This is a genomic window from Mycobacterium senriense, assembly GCF_019668465.1.
Classification (GTDB): Bacteria; Actinomycetota; Actinomycetes; order Mycobacteriales; family Mycobacteriaceae; genus Mycobacterium; species Mycobacterium senriense.
Map to the genome: position 1 here is coordinate 5,726,628 of NZ_AP024828.1, position 15,745 is coordinate 5,742,372.

General features: G+C 69.2%; 14 protein-coding genes. 2 read left to right on the top strand and 12 right to left on the bottom strand.

The genetic code is table 11. From position 1 onward, the window contains the following. Nucleotides 1-18 precede the first annotated feature (18 nt). The 6 genes from glnB to MTY59_RS26760 form a co-directional block, all read right to left on the bottom strand. Nucleotides 19-357 carry a nitrogen regulatory protein P-II gene (glnB, locus tag MTY59_RS26735; protein WP_003878721.1) on the bottom strand — a complete coding sequence of 113 codons (339 nt, stop codon included), beginning with the start codon at nt 355-357 and terminating at the stop codon, nt 19-21. After that, on the bottom strand, nt 354-1,739 hold the full coding sequence (locus MTY59_RS26740) for an ammonium transporter (RefSeq protein ID WP_221046677.1): 1,386 nt from the start codon (nt 1,737-1,739) through the stop codon (nt 354-356). Before MTY59_RS26740 ends, glnB begins: the two co-directional genes overlap by 4 nt. A 191-nt stretch (nt 1,740-1,930) precedes the next feature. Then, the gene (ftsY, locus tag MTY59_RS26745; protein ID WP_221043819.1) at nt 1,931-3,274 is read right to left on the bottom strand and encodes a signal recognition particle-docking protein FtsY; all 1,344 of its coding nucleotides are present in this window, start codon (nt 3,272-3,274) and stop codon (nt 1,931-1,933) included. A gap of 87 nt (nt 3,275-3,361) precedes the next feature. Next, nucleotides 3,362-6,958: a chromosome segregation protein SMC gene (gene smc / locus MTY59_RS26750; RefSeq protein ID WP_221043820.1), complete on the bottom strand. Its 3,597-nt coding sequence runs from the start codon at nt 6,956-6,958 to the stop codon at nt 3,362-3,364. Between the two features lie 258 nt (nt 6,959-7,216). Beyond that, complete coding sequence (locus MTY59_RS26755; RefSeq protein WP_221043821.1) at nt 7,217-7,510, bottom strand: acylphosphatase; 294 nt, start codon at nt 7,508-7,510, stop codon at nt 7,217-7,219. Then, nucleotides 7,497-7,922, bottom strand: coding sequence for an OsmC family protein (locus MTY59_RS26760; RefSeq protein WP_221043822.1), 426 nt, complete (start codon nt 7,920-7,922; stop codon nt 7,497-7,499). Before MTY59_RS26760 ends, MTY59_RS26755 begins: the two co-directional genes overlap by 14 nt. A gap of 53 nt (nt 7,923-7,975) precedes the next feature. On the opposite strand from MTY59_RS26760, the gene MTY59_RS26765 reads away from it, so the two are divergent. Next, nucleotides 7,976-8,752, top strand: coding sequence for a PIG-L deacetylase family protein (locus tag MTY59_RS26765; protein WP_221043823.1), 777 nt, complete (start codon nt 7,976-7,978; stop codon nt 8,750-8,752). Between the two features lie 10 nt (nt 8,753-8,762). Here MTY59_RS26765 and mutM read toward each other — a convergent pair whose 3' ends face one another. From mutM to sepIVA, 4 genes are all read right to left on the bottom strand, one after another. Next, nucleotides 8,763-9,632, bottom strand: coding sequence for a DNA-formamidopyrimidine glycosylase (gene mutM, locus MTY59_RS26770; protein ID WP_221043824.1), 870 nt, complete (start codon nt 9,630-9,632; stop codon nt 8,763-8,765). Further along, the gene (gene rnc, locus MTY59_RS26775; protein ID WP_221043825.1) at nt 9,633-10,346 is read right to left on the bottom strand and encodes a ribonuclease III; all 714 of its coding nucleotides are present in this window, start codon (nt 10,344-10,346) and stop codon (nt 9,633-9,635) included. After that, a complete protein-coding gene (locus tag MTY59_RS26780; RefSeq protein ID WP_221043826.1) occupies nt 10,343-10,933 on the bottom strand; it encodes a YceD family protein in 591 nt (196 codons plus the stop codon). The genes rnc and MTY59_RS26780 overlap by 4 nt, the downstream gene beginning before the upstream one ends. 68 nt (nt 10,934-11,001) lie before the next feature. Then, on the bottom strand, nt 11,002-11,739 hold the full coding sequence (gene sepIVA, locus MTY59_RS26785) for a cell division protein SepIVA (RefSeq protein WP_067347989.1): 738 nt from the start codon (nt 11,737-11,739) through the stop codon (nt 11,002-11,004). 383 nt (nt 11,740-12,122) lie between these two features. Here sepIVA and MTY59_RS26790 point away from each other — a divergent pair, with 383 nt between their 5' ends. Beyond that, the gene (locus tag MTY59_RS26790) at nt 12,123-13,337 is read left to right on the top strand and encodes a permease (protein ID WP_431190727.1); all 1,215 of its coding nucleotides are present in this window, start codon (nt 12,123-12,125) and stop codon (nt 13,335-13,337) included. Between the two features lie 6 nt (nt 13,338-13,343). Here MTY59_RS26790 and MTY59_RS26795 read toward each other — a convergent pair whose 3' ends face one another. Next, nucleotides 13,344-15,053 carry a thiamine pyrophosphate-requiring protein gene (locus MTY59_RS26795; RefSeq protein ID WP_221043828.1) on the bottom strand — a complete coding sequence of 570 codons (1,710 nt, stop codon included), beginning with the start codon at nt 15,051-15,053 and terminating at the stop codon, nt 13,344-13,346. A 197-nt stretch (nt 15,054-15,250) separates the two neighbouring features. Then, on the bottom strand, nt 15,251-15,733 hold the full coding sequence (coaD, locus tag MTY59_RS26800; RefSeq protein ID WP_221043829.1) for a pantetheine-phosphate adenylyltransferase: 483 nt from the start codon (nt 15,731-15,733) through the stop codon (nt 15,251-15,253). Nucleotides 15,734-15,745 lie beyond the last annotated feature (12 nt).

A 15,745-nucleotide genomic window follows, 5' to 3' on the forward strand; every position in this document is an offset into this window, starting at 1 on the left:
AGCAATTGACAGCGGATGTCATAGCGCATCGGTCCCACGCTCGCCGGTGCGCACCCGCACAATGGTCTCCACGGGGCTTACCCACACTTTGCCGTCGCCGATCTTGCCGGTGCGCGCGGCCCGGACGATGCTGTCCACGACCTTGTCGACAATGGAGTCGTCGACGACGACCTCGATGCGCACCTTGGGCACGAAGTCGACCGAGTATTCGGCGCCCCGGTAGACCTCGGTGTGGCCCTTCTGCCGTCCGTAGCCCTGGATTTCGCTGACCGTCATCCCCAGGACGCCCGCGTCCTCGAGACTGGTCTTCACGTCATCGAGCGTGAACGGCTTTACGATCGCGGTGATCAGCTTCATGACTGCTCTGCCTCCACTTTGTCGCCCACTCGCTCCTCCTCCAGGCCGTTGCGGGTATCCGCCACCGCGACCCGGGGCGGGAGAACCGAACCGGTAGCCACGGCGAAATCGTATCCACTCTCGGCATGCTCGGCCTCATCGATACCCGTGGCTTCCGCTTCTGGGTTGAGACGAAGCCCGATGGTGTACTTCAGGATCAACGCCAGGATCAGCGTAACCACCCCAGAGTAGATGAGAACACTGAACGCGCCGACTGCCTGCCGTTCGAGCTGGGCCCAGCCGCCGCCGTAGAACAGTCCCTTGGACACCCCGGTGACGCCGTTGATGGCCGGGCTCTCCGGAGCGGCGAGCAGCCCCACCAGCAGGGTGCCGGCCAGACCGCCGACCAGGTGCACCCCGACCACGTCGAGCGAGTCGTCGAAGCCCAGCTTGAACTTCAGGCCGACAGCCAGCGCGCACACCACGCCCGCCACCAGGCCCACCACCAGCGCGCCCAGCACGTTGACCGACGAGCACGACGGGGTTATGGCGACCAGGCCCGCGACGATGCCGGACGCCGCGCCCAGCGTCGTCGCCTTTCCGTCGCGGATGCGCTCGGTGAGCATCCAGCCGAGCATCGCGGTGGCCGTCGCGACCGTGGTGGTGATGAAGGTCGACCCGGCGACACCGTTTGAGCTGGTGGCCGATCCGGCGTTGAACCCGTACCAACCGAACCACAGCAGTCCGGCACCGAGCATCACGAACGGCAGGTTGTGCGGCCGGAACAAGGTGGTGGGCCAACCGCGCCGCTTGCCCAGCACGATCGCCAGCATCAGGCCCGCCACACCGGAATTGATGTGGACCGCGGTGCCCCCGGCGAAGTCGATGGCGTGCAGCTTGTTCGCGATCCAGCCACCCTTCTCGGAGGCGAAGCCGTCGAACGCGAAAACCCAGTGGGCGACCGGGAAATAGACGAACGTCGCCCACAGGCCGGCGAACACCAGCCACGCACCGAACTTCAGCCGATCGGACACCGCACCCGAGATCAGGGCGACGGTGATGATCGCGAACATCAGCTGGAACGCCACGAACACGGTGGCGGGCAGGGTGCCCGCCAGCGGGATATCCGTTGCCGCAACGCCTTTGCTCGGGTCGGCGGCCACCGCGTTGACCCCGATGAGGCCCTTGAGGCCCCAAAAAGAGGTCGGCTTTCCTACGACGCCGCCGGCGTCGTCGCCGAAGGCGAGCGAATAGCCATAGAGCACCCACAGCACGGTGACCACGCCCATCGCGCTGATGCTCATCATGAGCATGTTCAGCACGCTTCGGGCGCGCACCATACCGCCGTAGAAAAACGCCAGGCCCGGCGTCATCAACAGCACCAGCGCGGAACTGGCCAACATCCAGGCGGTATCGCCGGTATTGGGCTGGCCCAGTATCGGGTATGTCACTCGCAATCTCCTCCGGTCGGCCCACAAACTGGCCGCCAGACATGCGTCTGATGACCTGTCCAGAACATTGCGAGATTGTTGTTTCGGCGATGGTGCCGCCGTGTTTCAGCGGGATTAACGTCCCGCTCCCGGTGTAAGGGGTTTCAGCCCAGCAGCGCGTCGACGAAAGCGGCCGGTTCGAACGGCGCGAGATCGTCCGGGCCTTCCCCGAGCCCGACGAGTTTGACCGGCACGCCGAGTTCCTGCTGAACCCGAAAGACGATGCCGCCCTTGGCCGTTCCGTCCAGCTTGGTCAGCACCGCACCGGTGATCTCGACCACCTCGGCGAACACCCGGGCCTGGGCCAGCCCGTTCTGCCCGATGGTGGCGTCGAGCACCAGCAGCACCTCGTCGACCGCGGCACGCCGGGTTACGACCCGCTTAACTTTGTCGAGCTCGTCCATCAGCCCAACCTTGGTGTGCAGCCGCCCTGCGGTGTCGATGAGCACCACGTCGGCGCCCGCGACGATGCCCTTGTCGACGGCGTCGAAGGCCACCGAGGCCGGGTCGGCGCCTTCGGGCCCGCGCACCACTTCCGCGCCCACCCGCGACGCCCAGGTCTGCAGCTGATCGGCGGCGGCGGCGCGGAACGTGTCGGCGGCGCCCAGCACGACGCGCCGCCCGTCGGCCACCAGGACCCGGGCCAGCTTGCCGACGGTCGTGGTCTTTCCGGTGCCGTTCACGCCCACGATCAGTAACACCGAGGGATGGTCGTCGTGCGGCAGCGCCCGGATCGACCGGTCCATGCCGGGCTGCAACTCCTTGATCAGCACGTCGCGCAGCACGGCCTTGGCGTCGGCCTCGGTGCGCACGTCGCTGCTGGCCAGCCGGCTGCGCAGCTGGGAGATCACCGATTCGGCAACCACCGGGCCCAGGTCGGCGACCAGCAGCGTGTCCTCGACGTCCTGCCAGGCGTCTTCGTCGAGGTCGCCGCCGCCGATCAGGCCCAGCATGCTGCGGCCGAGCGCGTTCTGCGACCTGGCCAGCCGGCCGCGCAGCCGCTCCAGCCGGCCCTCGGTGGGCGCGATCTCCTCGATCTGGGGGCCCGCCGGGGCTTCGGGCGCCGGTGCCTCCGGGGCGGGCGGGGCCTCCGGCGCGGGCGGGGCCTGAACGGTCGGTGGTGGCGGGGCAGCCGGGGCCTCGGGCGCGGGCGCGGGTTCGGGGAGTTCGACCTCGGAGATGGTCCGCCGCGGCGCGTCGCGCGGAATGGCCGCGTCGTCGCCTACTGAGGGCAGACCGGTGGTGTCGAGCCGGTCGGCCGTCGTGGTCTGGCTGAAGGTGATGCCCGAGGACGCGGTGTAGCCGCCGGACCGGTCGATCGCCCCGGGCTCGGTCCGGGTCGAGAAGCTGATGCGGCGCCGCCGATACCGCAGCAGGCCCAGGACCAGCGCGGTGATGACGACCAGGGCAGCGACGACCGCGATGGCGATCCAAAGACCTTGTGACACGCTGACATTGTTTCAGGGGCAGCGTGGCCGCCCGGCAGCCACCACCTCGGGCGCGCTAATCGGATGGCGCCGGCCCGCGTCGCGCGGCTACGACGAACTGGTGACCAGCTGGTCCACCTGCTGGCCACGCATCCGCTGCGAGATGACGGCGGTGATGCCATCGCCCTGCATGGTCACGCCGTAGAGCGCGTCCGCGACCTCCATCGTCGGCTTCTGGTGCGTGATGATGAGGAGCTGCGAGCGCGCCCGCAACAGCTCGAACAGCGAGATCAGTCGCCGCAGGTTGGTGTCGTCGAGGGCGGCCTCCACCTCGTCCATGATGTAGAACGGCGACGGGCGGGCGCGGAAGATCGCGACCAGCATCGCCACCGCCGTCAGCGCCTTCTCGCCGCCGGACAGCAGCGACAGCCGGGTGACCTTCTTGCCCGGCGGGCGGGCCTCGACCTCGATGCCGGTGGTGAGCATGTCGTCGGGGTTGGTCAGCCGCAGTCGGCCCTCACCGCCGGGGAACAGCACGGTGAAGACCTCGGTGAACTCGCGTTCGACGTCGGTGTAGGCCTCGCTGAACACCTGCAGGATGCGGGCATCGACCTCGTCGACCACCCCGAGCAGGTCCCTGCGGGCGGCCTTGACGTCTTCGAGCTGGGTGGACAGGAAGTTGTAGCGCTCCTCGAGCGCGGCGAACTCCTCCAGCGCCAGTGGGTTGACCCGGCCCAGTTCGGCCAGCTCACGCTCGGCCCGCTTGGCCCGCCGCTCCTGGGTGGGCCGGTCGTAGGGAATCGGCGCGGGAGCGAATACCTGTTCGCCGCGGTCCTTGGCCTGCTCGTATTCGGCCATCTCCAGCTCGGAGGGCGGCAGCTGATTCTCCGGGCCGTACTCGGCGATCAGGTCGGCCGGCGCCATGCCGAACTGCTCGAGCACCATCTGTTCGAGCTGCTCGATCCGCATGGCCGCCTGGGCGTTGGCCACCTCGTCGCGGTGCAGCGAATCGGTCAGGGCGGCCACCCGGGCGTTCAACGCGTTCACCTCGTCGCGCACCGCGGCCATCGCGGTCGCCCGCTGCTGGCGTTCGGCGGTCAGGGCGTCGCGGATCTTGGAGGCGGCATCGACGACCCCGTTCAGGCGCTGCGCCAGCTGCCGCCCCGAGTCGGCCACCGCCGCCGCCACCGCGGCGGCACGCAGCCGTGCCTCCCTCGCCTGCTGGGCCCGCAACCGGGCGTCGCGTTCGGCCGCGGCCGCGCGGCGCAACGAATCCGCCCGCCCGCGAACCGCATTCGCACGCTCCTCGGCGGTCCGCACCGCCAGCCGGGCCTCCACCTCGACGCTGCGGGCGGTTTCGGTCGCCGCAGCGATCTCCTGACGGTTCACGGGTTCTTCGGTCGGCGCGTCCTGGCTCTCCTGAGCGTTGCGCAGCCGGGTTTCCAGCTCGGTGACTTCGGCGACGGTCTGGGTCCGGCCCGCCTCGAGCTCTTCCCGCTGCCGCAGCAGCCTGCTCCACTCGTCCTCGGACCTCCGGGCCTCCTGGCCGAGCCGGCCCAGCTGCTCGTACATCCCGGAGATCTCGCTGTCGGACTCGTTGAGCGCGGCCAGCGCCTGCTCGGCCGAGTCCTGACGGGCAGCCTGCTCGGTCAGCGCCCCGGACAGCGCCGCGGTCAGCTGGGCGACCCGGGCCTCCGCGGCGGTCAGCTCGTCGCCGGCCTTGTCGATCTCCGAGGTCACCTCGAGCGTGGACAGCTTGCGGTCCGAGCCGCCGGTCACCCAGCCGGCGCCCACCAGGTCACCGTCGAGCGTGACGGCGCGCAGCCGGGGGTGCGCCGCCACCAGGGCCAGCGCCTGGTCCAGGTCGTCGACCACCGCGACGCCGGAGAGCATGGCAGTGATCGCGCCGCGCAGCCGCGCCGGAGCGTCGATGAGGTCGAGCGCCCACCGCGCGCCCGCCGGGGCGGGCTGCGGCGGGGGCTGATCGGCGGGCCAGTCGCCCAGCACCAGTGCGGCGCGGCCACCGTCCGCCTCCTTGAGGGCGGCGACGGCCGAACGGGCCGCGCCGAAGCTTTCGGCGGCCAGCGCGTCGGCCGCCGATCCCAGCACCGCGGCCAGCGCCGCCTCGTAGCCGGGGCGAACCTTGACCAGCTTGGCCATCGGCCCCAAAAGCCCTGTGCCGCCGTGGTTTTGGGTGAGCCACGCCGCGCCGTCCTTGCGGTCGAGCCCGATCGCGAGCGCGTCGATGCGGGCCCGCAACGACGCCACCTGGCGTTCGGCGTCCCGCTCGGCGGACTGCAGCTCGGCCACCCGCTCGTCGGCCAGCCGCAGCGCGGCGACGGTGCGCTCGTGGTGTTCGTCCAGACCGACCTCGCCCTGATCAAGTTCACCGACCCGGCCCTGCACGGTCTCGAATTCCACCTTGGCCTGCTGCGCGCGGGCGGCGGCCTGTTCGATGCGTTCGGACAGGCGCGCCACGCTGTCGTCGATCGATTCGACGCGCGCCCGCATCGTCTCCACCTGACCGGCCAAGCGCGCCAAGCCTTCTCGGCGATCCGCCTCGGCGCGCACCGCCGCCATGTGGGCCCGGTCGGCCTCGGCGGCTTCGCGCTCGCGCTCGGCCAATTCGGCACGGGCGCCGTCCAGACGGGTGCGCGCCCCGGCCAGTTCGGCGAGCAGCTGCCGCTCGGCGACCGCGACCTGCTCGGCCTCGGCTTCCAGCGCGTCGGGGTCGGTGTCGCTGGGGGCGATCGGCTCCACATCGAGGTGGTGGGCCCGCTCGCTGGCGATGCGCACCGTCGCGGCGACCCGCTCGGCCAGCGCGGACAGCGCGAACCAGGTGTGCTGCACCGACTCGGCCCGGCTCGACAGTTCGCCGACGGCGGCCTCGTGGGTGGTCAGCTCCTCGGACGCCACGGCCAGCCGCGACGAGGCCTGGTCGTAGTCGCGGCGCATGGCGGCCTCGGCCTCGAAGATGGCCTCGCGCTCGCCCTGCCGGTTGACCAGGTCGTCGGCGGCCAGCCGCAGCCGGGCGTCACGCAGGTCGGCCTGGATGGTCTGGGCGCGACGGGCCACCTCGGCCTGGCGGCCCAGCGGCTTGAGCTGGCGGCGCAGTTCGGTGGTCAGGTCGGTGAGGCGGGCCAGGTTCGCCGACATCGCGTCGAGTTTGCGGAGCGCCTTTTCCTTGCGCTTGCGGTGCTTGAGCACACCGGCGGCCTCTTCGATGAACGCGCGACGGTCCTCCGGCCGCGACTGCAGGATCTCGTCGAGCTTGCCCTGCCCGACGATGACGTGCATCTCCCGGCCGATCCCGGAGTCGCTCAGCAATTCCTGAACATCCATCAAACGGCAACTGCTGCCGTTGATTTCGTACTCGCTGGCGCCGTCGCGGAACATCCGCCGCGTGATCGACACCTCGGAGTATTCGATGGGCAGCGCGTTGTCGGAGTTATCGATGGTGACGGTGACCTCGGCGCGGCCCAGCGGGGCTCGCGACGAGGTCCCGGCGAAGATGACGTCTTCCATCTTCCCGCCGCGCAGCGTCTTTGCGCCCTGCTCCCCCATGACCCAGGCCAGCGCGTCGACGACGTTGGATTTGCCGGAGCCGTTGGGCCCGACGACGGCGGTGATGCCCGGCTCGAAGCGCAGAGTCGTCGGCGAGGCGAAGGACTTGAAGCCCTTCAGCGTCAGACTCTTGAGGTACACGGCGAGCCAGACTACCGCTCAAATCACCCCGGACGGCTGCACCGAGGGTGTCGGCAGGGTCCGAAATATCGTCGCGCTTCGAGCGGTCGGCGCACTGGTCACAGTGGTCACATCCGCCACGGAGAGCGGGTGATTATGACCTTCCGAATCACGCTAGCGCCGGCGCTAGCGCGTTTCACACTCGACCATCGGTGCTCCAGGTGGTGCCGGTGTGACAGATGTGACGGACGGAAGGCCGCCGCGGGCCCGGACGTGTCGTCAGCGCTCGACGAAACCCTCGAATCGCTCCTGCGGCTGCGACCACTCTGCGACCACCTTGTCGACGTGACCGGGCCGCGACGGCCAGGCCGTGCCGCCTTCCAGCAGGTGCAGCAGCCGCTCGCCGGCCGCCCGCGGACCCTGGGCGACCACCAGGACGCGGCCGTCGGCCTGGTTGGCCGCGTAACCGGTGAGGCCCAGCTCCAGCGCACGGCAGCGCGTCCACCAGCGGAAACCCACCCCCTGGACCCGGCCGTGCACCCAGGCGGTGAGTTGGGTGTCAGGCTCCGGCATCTTTCGCCTCGGAGCTGACCTCGAAGTTGACCGTGGTACCGGACTTGAGCGTGCGACCGACGGTGCAGATCTGATCGATGGCCCGGTTGACCACGACCAGCAGGCGCTCCTTCTCGTCGTCGGCCAGGCTCGACAGGTCCAGTTCCAGGGACTCCTCCAGCAGCGGATAGCGCTCCTGCTCGCGGTCGGCGGCACCGGAGACCCTGATCACCGCCATGTAGTCGTCGCCCAGCCGGCGGGCCAGCGGCAGGTCGCTGGACATCCCGCTGCACGCCGCGAGCGCGATCTTGAGCAGCTCACCGGGCGTGAACACGCCCTCGACGTCCTCGGAACCGATCAGCACCTGCGCGCCGCGCGAGCTGTACCCGGTGTAGCGGCGAGTTCCGCTGCGTTCCACCCATAGTTCGGCCATGGCCTATTTCTACCGGGCGCGCCGAACTCGGATGCGCGGGCATACTGCTAAGCATGGCCACCGTCGTCGCTTTCCACGCCCACCCCGACGACGAGGTCGTGCTCACCGGCGGCACCCTGGCGCGGGCGGCCGCGGCCGGGCACCGGGTGGTCGTGGTCACGGCCACCGACGGGCGCGTCCACAACGAGGACGGCAACTACCGGCTCGACGAATTACGCCGAAGCGCAAACATTCTCGGGGCGCACCGGGTGGAGTGCCTCGGGTACGCCGACAGCGGCTACGGCCCGTTGTTCTATCCGGATCCGCCCGGGCGCACCCGGTTCGGGCGGGCCGATCTCGACGAGGCCGCCGGGCGGCTGGCCGGCATCCTGCGCGACGAACGTGCCGATCTGCTGCTCAGCTACCAGCCCAACGGCGGCTACGGCCACCGCGACCACGTTCAGGTGCACCACGTCGGCAAGCGGGCCGCCGAACTCGCCGCCATCCAGCGGGTGCTCGAGGTGACCATGCCGCGCGAAATGCTGCTCCGCGTCAGCGATGTCGCCCACCTGTTGCGGCTGCCCGGGCCGTACGAGCGTGACATCGTTCGTGGTGCGTACGCGCCACGCGCAGCAATCACCCATCGCGTCAACGTCTTTCGCTTCGCGCGCCAGAAGCGCGACGCATTCGCCGCGCACCGCTCTCAGATCGGCGCTTCGCGCCTGGCCGCGAAGGTGTTCGGGCTGCTGCTCCGGTTGCCGCCCCCGGTGTTCGGTGCGCTGTTCAGCCACGAGTGGTTCGTGGACCCGGCGTTGCCCACTGGGACGCTGCGCCGCGACATCTTCGATTGAGGGGACACACTCAAACACGAGGTCGCGGTTGGCATTTCGGGCAGTAGAACGAGGAGCGGTTCATGAACTTCTCCCGGCGCATCACCGTTCCGCAACGACGGCAGGCTTGGCCATCGCGGCCGTAGGCGTCCAGCGATCGGTCGAAGTATCCGGATTCGCCGTTGACGTTGACGTACAGCGAATCGAACGAGGTCCCGCCCTGGGCCAGCGCATCGCGCATCACCTCGGCCGCCGCGTCCAGCACGGCGATCAACTGCTTGCGGCTCAGCGTGTCGGCGATCCGGGCGCCGTTCAGCTTGGCGCGCCACAGCGCCTCGTCGGCGTAGATGTTGCCGATGCCGGACACCACCTGCTGATCGAGAAGCTGCCGCTTGATCTCGGAATGCTTGCGCCGCAACACTTTTACTACCGCATCCGCATCGAAACGCGGGTCCAGCGGGTCACGCGCCAGATGTGCGACGGGCTCCGGCAGCACGCTGCCGTCCACCTCGACCAGATCGGCGAGCATCCACCCACCGAAGGTGCGCTGATCGGCGAAGCTCAGCACGGTCCCGTCGTCGAGCAGCGCGGAGATCCGGACGTGGTCGGCGCGCGGCACCTCGCCCAGTAGCATCTGCCCACTCATGCCGAGGTGCACCACCAGCGCCGTATCCGATTCCTGCCCAGCGGGTTCCGTGTCGAGCAGCAACCACAGGTACTTGCCGCGCCGATCGGTGCCGGTGATCCGCGCGTTCAGCAGCCGTGCGGTGAGGTCCGCGGGCCCGGCTTCGTGACGACGCACCGCGCGCGGGTGATGCACTCGCACGGCCGTCATCGTCTTGCCGACGACGTGGGCGTGCAGGCCGCGGCGCACCACCTCGACTTCGGGCAGTTCGGGCATCTAGACGCTGGTTTTCCCCGCGGGGTCCAGCACGTCGAGCGTCTTCCAGGTGGCCGCCGCGGCCTTCTGCTCGGCTTCCTTCTTGGAACGGCCCACCCCTGTGCCGTATTCGATCTCCGCCACGACGACGACCGCGGTGAATTCCTTGTCGTGGTCGGGCCCGGTGGAGGTGACGACGTAGGAGGGCGCACCCATGCCGCGGGCCGCAGTCAGTTCCTGCAGGCTGGTCTTCCAGTCCAGGCCGGCCCCCAGCGTCGGCGCGGCGTCCAGCAGCGGGCCGAACAACCGCAGAATCACCTCGCGCGCAACGTCGATGCCGTGATCGAGGTAGATCGCGCCCAGCAGCGATTCCATGCCGTCGGCCAGGATGCTGGATTTGTCGGCGCCGCCGGTGTTGGCTTCCCCGCGCCCCAGCATCAGGTGGACGCCGAGGCCCCCGTCGCACAGCTTGCGCGCGACGTCGGCCAGCGCCTGGGTGTTGACCACGCTGGCGCGCAATTTGGCCAGATCACCCTCGGTGCGGTCGGGGTGCCGGTGGTACAGCTCGTCGGTGACGGTCAGTCCCAGCACGGCATCGCCCAGGAATTCCAGGCGTTCGTTGGTCGGCAGGCCGCCGTGTTCGTAGGCATAACTGCGATGCGTGAGGGCCAGGGACAGCAGTTCCTCGGACAGCTCAACCCCGAGGGCGTCGAGCAGCTGTTGGCGTGAACTCACCGCTCACCCCGCGGCTCGTCCGACTCCGCGGTGAACATGCCCGCGAGCTTGGCCCAGCGCGGATCGATGCGATCGTGCTGATGGTCCGGCTCGGCGGCCAGCGAAACACCGCACTCGGGACACAGCCCGGGGCAGTCCGGCGTGCAGACGGGCGAGAACGGAAGTTCCAGTCCGACGGCGTCGACGATCGCCTGCTCGAGGTCGATGGTGTCGTCGACGATGTGGCCCACCTCGTCTTCCTCGGTGGTCGCCTCGGTGGTGCTGTCCGGGTAGGCGAACAGCTCGGTGAGCCGCACGTGCACCTGCCCCTCGAGCTTGGTCAGGCAGCGCGAACACTCGCCGGCGGTGGGCGCGGTGACCGTCCCGGTCACCAGGACGCCCTCGGACACCGATTGGATCTGTAAATCCAGCTCGAGTGGGGCGTCCGCCTCGATCGCGATCATGTCCAGCCCGATGCGCGACGGACTGGGCACGGTTTTCTGCCACGTCACCATCGCCCCGGGGCGGCGCCCGAGCCGGATGATGTCGAACACCATCGGTGCGGCCAGGCGTGACCGAGTCGATGGTGTGCTGTGCTGCCGCGTCATATCGGAAATCCTACGGCGCTGACCGCATATTTCCAGGGCCCGCCCGCCCAGCAAACGGCCGCGAAGGGCTAGCGCACCGCGTAGTCGTGGGTCCCGGCGGCCGTCCGCAGTTGGTGACGCCCGCGCCCCACCGACCGCAGGGTGCCGTTGAGGAATTCCTCGAACTCGGCGAGCTTGTTGTCGACATAGATGTCGCATTCGCCGCGCAGCCGGTCGGCCTCGGCGTGCGCCGAGTCGATGAGCCGGGTGGCCTCGGCGTTGGCCGCCTCCACCACGCTGTTCTGCGAGACCAGGCGCTGCTGCTCCTTGATGCCCTCTTGCACGGCCTTCTCGTAGGAAATGTTGCCGTTTTCGAGCAACCGGTCGGCTTCGGCCTGGGCGCGCCCGACGCTGGCCTCGTACTCGCGCTTGGCCGCCGTGGCGATGCGCATCGACTCTTCGCGGGCCTCGCCGACCATCCGCTCGCTGTGCTGGCGCGCTTCGCTCACCATCCGGTCGGCCTGCGCCTTGGCGTCGGACAGCAGCCGGTCGGCCTCCGAGCGGGCGTGGTTGAGCATCGACTCGGACTCGGTGGTCGCCGAGGACACCATGGACTCGGAGTGTGCCTTGGCGTCCTGCAGCATCGAGTCGCGCGCATCCAGGACGTCCTGGGCGTCGTCCAGTTCGCCCGGGATCGCATCCTTGATGTCGTCGATCAACTCCAGCACGTCGCCGCGAGGCACCACGCAGCCGGCCGTCATCGGAACGCCACGGGCTTCTTCCACGATGGCGCTGAGTTCGTCCAGCGCCTCAAAGACTCGATACACGGCCACACCCTCCTGGCGTCTGCAAAGATCCTGTTGTTACTAGTGTGCCTGGTGTTGTCCCTGTGACTGCGGTGGCGACACCGGTGTGTCGGGTATTAGCCCGTTCGGTGCGCCTCAAACGCCCTGGTCCGGTGTTTCCGGCCCGGCGGTGGGAAGTCAGTGTCATCAGGAAGCGCCCATTCACGCTGTTTGCGCGGCCGTCACGGCCGCGCGGGGTGATTCATCCATATTCGTTGCCGGGTCCCGGTGATGCGGGTGGACCACTGTCCCGGCAGTTGCGTCGACGCGCCGGGGCCCGGCTATGTGCAGCGATTCTAGGTCGCGGACGGCAAACATGGCGACATCCCGCCCGTGACCTATACCCCCGAGGGGTATACTCCACGTTGGGCGCGGCGGCCCTCGAAGCGACTCGTTTCCGGCAGGAGGACACAGTGACGGTGCTATCAGCGGTCGGGCACGCCCTGACGCTCGCGGGCTCGATGACGTGGGAAATCCTGTGGGCGCTGATCCTGGGCTTTGCGCTCTCCGCGGTGGTGCAGGCCGTCGTGCGCCGCGCCACGATCGTGTCGCTGATGGGTGACGACCGACCGCGCACCCTGGCCGTCGCGGCCGGACTGGGAGCGGCGTCGTCGTCGTGCTCGTACGCCGCGGTGGCGTTGGCGCGATCGCTGTTCCGCAAGGGCGCCGACTTCACCGCCGCGATGGCGTTCGAAATCGGATCCACCAACCTGGTGGTGGAGTTGGGCATCATCCTGGCGCTGCTGATGGGCTGGCAGTTCACCGCCGCCGAGTTCGTCGGCGGCCCGCTGATGATCGTGGTGCTGGCCGTGTTGTTCCGGCTGTTCATCCGGGCGCGCCTCGTCGACGCCGCCCGCGAGCAGGCCGAGCGGGGAATCGCCGGCTCCATGGAAGGCCACGCCGCCATGGACATGTCCATCCAGGGGGAAGGCTCGTTCTGGCGACGGCTGTTCTCCCCCGCGGGCCTGACCTCGGTCTCGCACGTGTTCGTGATGGAGTGGCTGGCGATCCTGCGCGACCTCGTCCTGGGCCTGCTGATCGCGGGCGCCATCGGGGCCTGGGTGCCCGAAAAGTTCTGGCAGGTCTTCTTTTTGGCCGACCACCCGGGCCTCTCCGCGATATGGGGGCCGATCGTGGGGCCCGTCGCGGCGATCGTGTCCTTCGTATGCTCCATCGGCAATGTCCCGCTGGCCGCGGTGCTGTGGAACGGCGGCATCAGCTTCGGCGGCGTCATCGCGTTCATCTACGCCGACCTGCTGATCCTTCCGATCCTCAACATCTACCGCAAGTACTACGGCACCAAGATGATGCTGACCCTGCTGGGCACCTTCTACGCCGCGATGGTCGCCGCCGGGTATCTGGTCGAATTGATCTTCGGCACAACCCATCTCATTCCCCCGCAACGCAACGCGACGGTAATTGAAGCCTCGATCTCGTGGAACTACACGACCTGGCTCAACATCGCGTTCCTGGCGCTCGCGGCCATCCTGGTCGCCCGGTTCCTCACCTCCGGGGGCCTGCCGATGGTGCGCATGATGGGCGGTTCCCCCGACGCCGGCGAATCCCAACATCACCACTGACCGGGGTCATTGTTCTGGCAACCGCACGTCGAGCACCACGCAACGCCCTTGGTCGGCCTCGCCGAGCGCCCAGCCGATGGCCTCGCTCATCTCCGCCGGCGTGTGCACGCTGCGTCCGCTGCCGCCGCATGCCCTGGCGAGGGCGGCATAATCGGTGTCCGGGGTGAGCCACGTTTCGTCGAAGTTGTTCTCCCGCACCGATACTCCGCCCGGGTACAACCCCATCACCGGCAGTCTGGAAGCCAGATAAGACCGATTGTTCAAGACGACCGTCACGAACGGCGCACCGTGGCGATGCGCCGACCACAACGCGGCCGTGGGCACGCCGAAGTGAAACGATCCGTCACCACAGATGGCGACGACGGGCGCCTCCGGCCGGGCGAGTTTGACCCCGAAGGCGCCGCCCAGCGCCCACCCCAAAGCCGGTGCGCCCGTATCGAACAGGTGCCCGGGCGCCCGGCGCACCTGCCGGGCCACGGCGGCCCGGTTGGTCACGGCCTCCTGGACCACCACCGCGTCGTCGGGTAGGGCGCGACCCAGCGCGGCCAGCATCGCATCGGGGACATCCGCGGGCTGGTCGGAAGCGGCCCGGCGGATCGCTTCGCGGCCGCGTTCGGCGGTCTCGGCCTCCGCCGCCTGCCGACGCGCGGCCCACTTCTCCCGCATCTCGTCGGTGGCCAACCGCAGCAGGGTCTGCTCGAGCAGCAGCAACGCCACGCGGGTGTCGGCGGTCAACGCGACCTCGACCGGATACGACCACAGCGGCATGCTCGGTTTGACCGGATCCCCGTCGATCTGCACCACGCGGGCGTCCGCGGGCGGCGCCAGCTCCGACGGCACCCAGGGCACCTCGGAGTCCAACACCAGCACGGTGTCGGCGCTTTCGAGCGGGGCGGCCTCGCCCACCACGTGCAGCGGATGCCCCGGCGGCAGGTTGGCGCGGTCACCCTGATCGATCACCGGCGCGCCGAGCAGCTCGGCGATGCGGCCCAGCACGGTCGCAGTCCCCGGGTCGGCGGCGGTCCGAGACGTGACGATGACAACCCGCTTGCCCGCCACCAGGATTCCCGCCAACCGTCCGAGCGCGCCCGGCTCAGGACCGGGCGGTACGGCCGGCGGCAACCGGCGCGGCAACGCACCGATGCCGGGTTCCATCAACGCTTCTCGCGGCAGCATGACGTAGGCGGGACCGGACGGGCAGGATTGGGCGACCTGAAACGCCCGACGCACGATCGGGGCCAGCTCGCGGCCGCGGGGCACCTCCATGTGCCACTTGACGTAGTTGCGCACCACGCCCGGCTGGTCGAGTTGCTCCTGCTGCCAATGGATGTAGGTATCGCGATGACCGCGCACCTGCGGCGCCGAACTGTAGGGGGTGCGCCCGGCGAACATCACCACCGGAGTTCCGTTGCGCTGCGCGTTGTGCAGCTGGCAGCCCAGGTTCAGCGTCCCGGCGTCGACGTGGACCATGACCGCCTGCGGGCGGCCGCTGGCCATGTGATGGCCGATGGCCGCCGCCAGCGCGATGCTCTCGTGCACGCACAACACCGCCTGCGGGCTCGGCGTGCCTGCGGCGCGCGCCGCCGCCAGTGCCTCCTGGATCGGCGCGGAATCCGTTCCGGGGTTGATGAAGAAGTGCGCGACTCCCTCGTCGGCGAGCAGCGCGATCAGATCGGCCGCGGCCTCGGGTACGTCGAATGGATTGTCTACCGTCATGGCTGCCGTTCTCCTATCGACGTCGGCGACCGCGTGGCGCGCTCGAACCCGTCGACTGCCCCTTGCGAGGGACTCGTGGGTAATCGACGGAGAACTCGAAACCATCGGGTACCCGCTGCGCGCCCGGGTACTCCAGCCCCTCGGCCCGGCCCGTCAATCCAATTGCCGCGCAGGGCTTTCGGCGTCGGGCAACAGCGTCAGGACTTATCCGAAATCCTTTGGCGCAGGCGACGATTGACCGGTTCGGGCAGCAGTTCCGACACGTCACCGCCAAGCATCGCAACCTCTTTGGCCAGCGAGGACGACACAAACGAATAGCGCGGGGCGGTGGCGACGAAGAAGGTGTCCACGCCGGCGACGTGCTTGTTCATCTGCGCCATCTGCAGCTCGTATTCGAAGTCGGTGCCGGTGCGCAGCCCCTTCACGATGGCGGTCATGCCGAGCGACCGGACGAAGTCCACCACCAGGCCCTGCCCGGCTTCCACCCGCAGGTTGGCCAGGTGCGTCGTCGATTCGTTGATCATCGCGATCCGCTCGTCCAGGTCGAACATGCCCTTTTTGGCGGGGTTGGTGAGGATCGCCACCACCACCTCGTCGAACTGAGCCGACGCGCGCTCGAATACGTCGATGTGGCCCAACGTCACCGGGTCGAACGAACCCGGGCACACCGCGCCGGTCATGCGGGCGCTCCG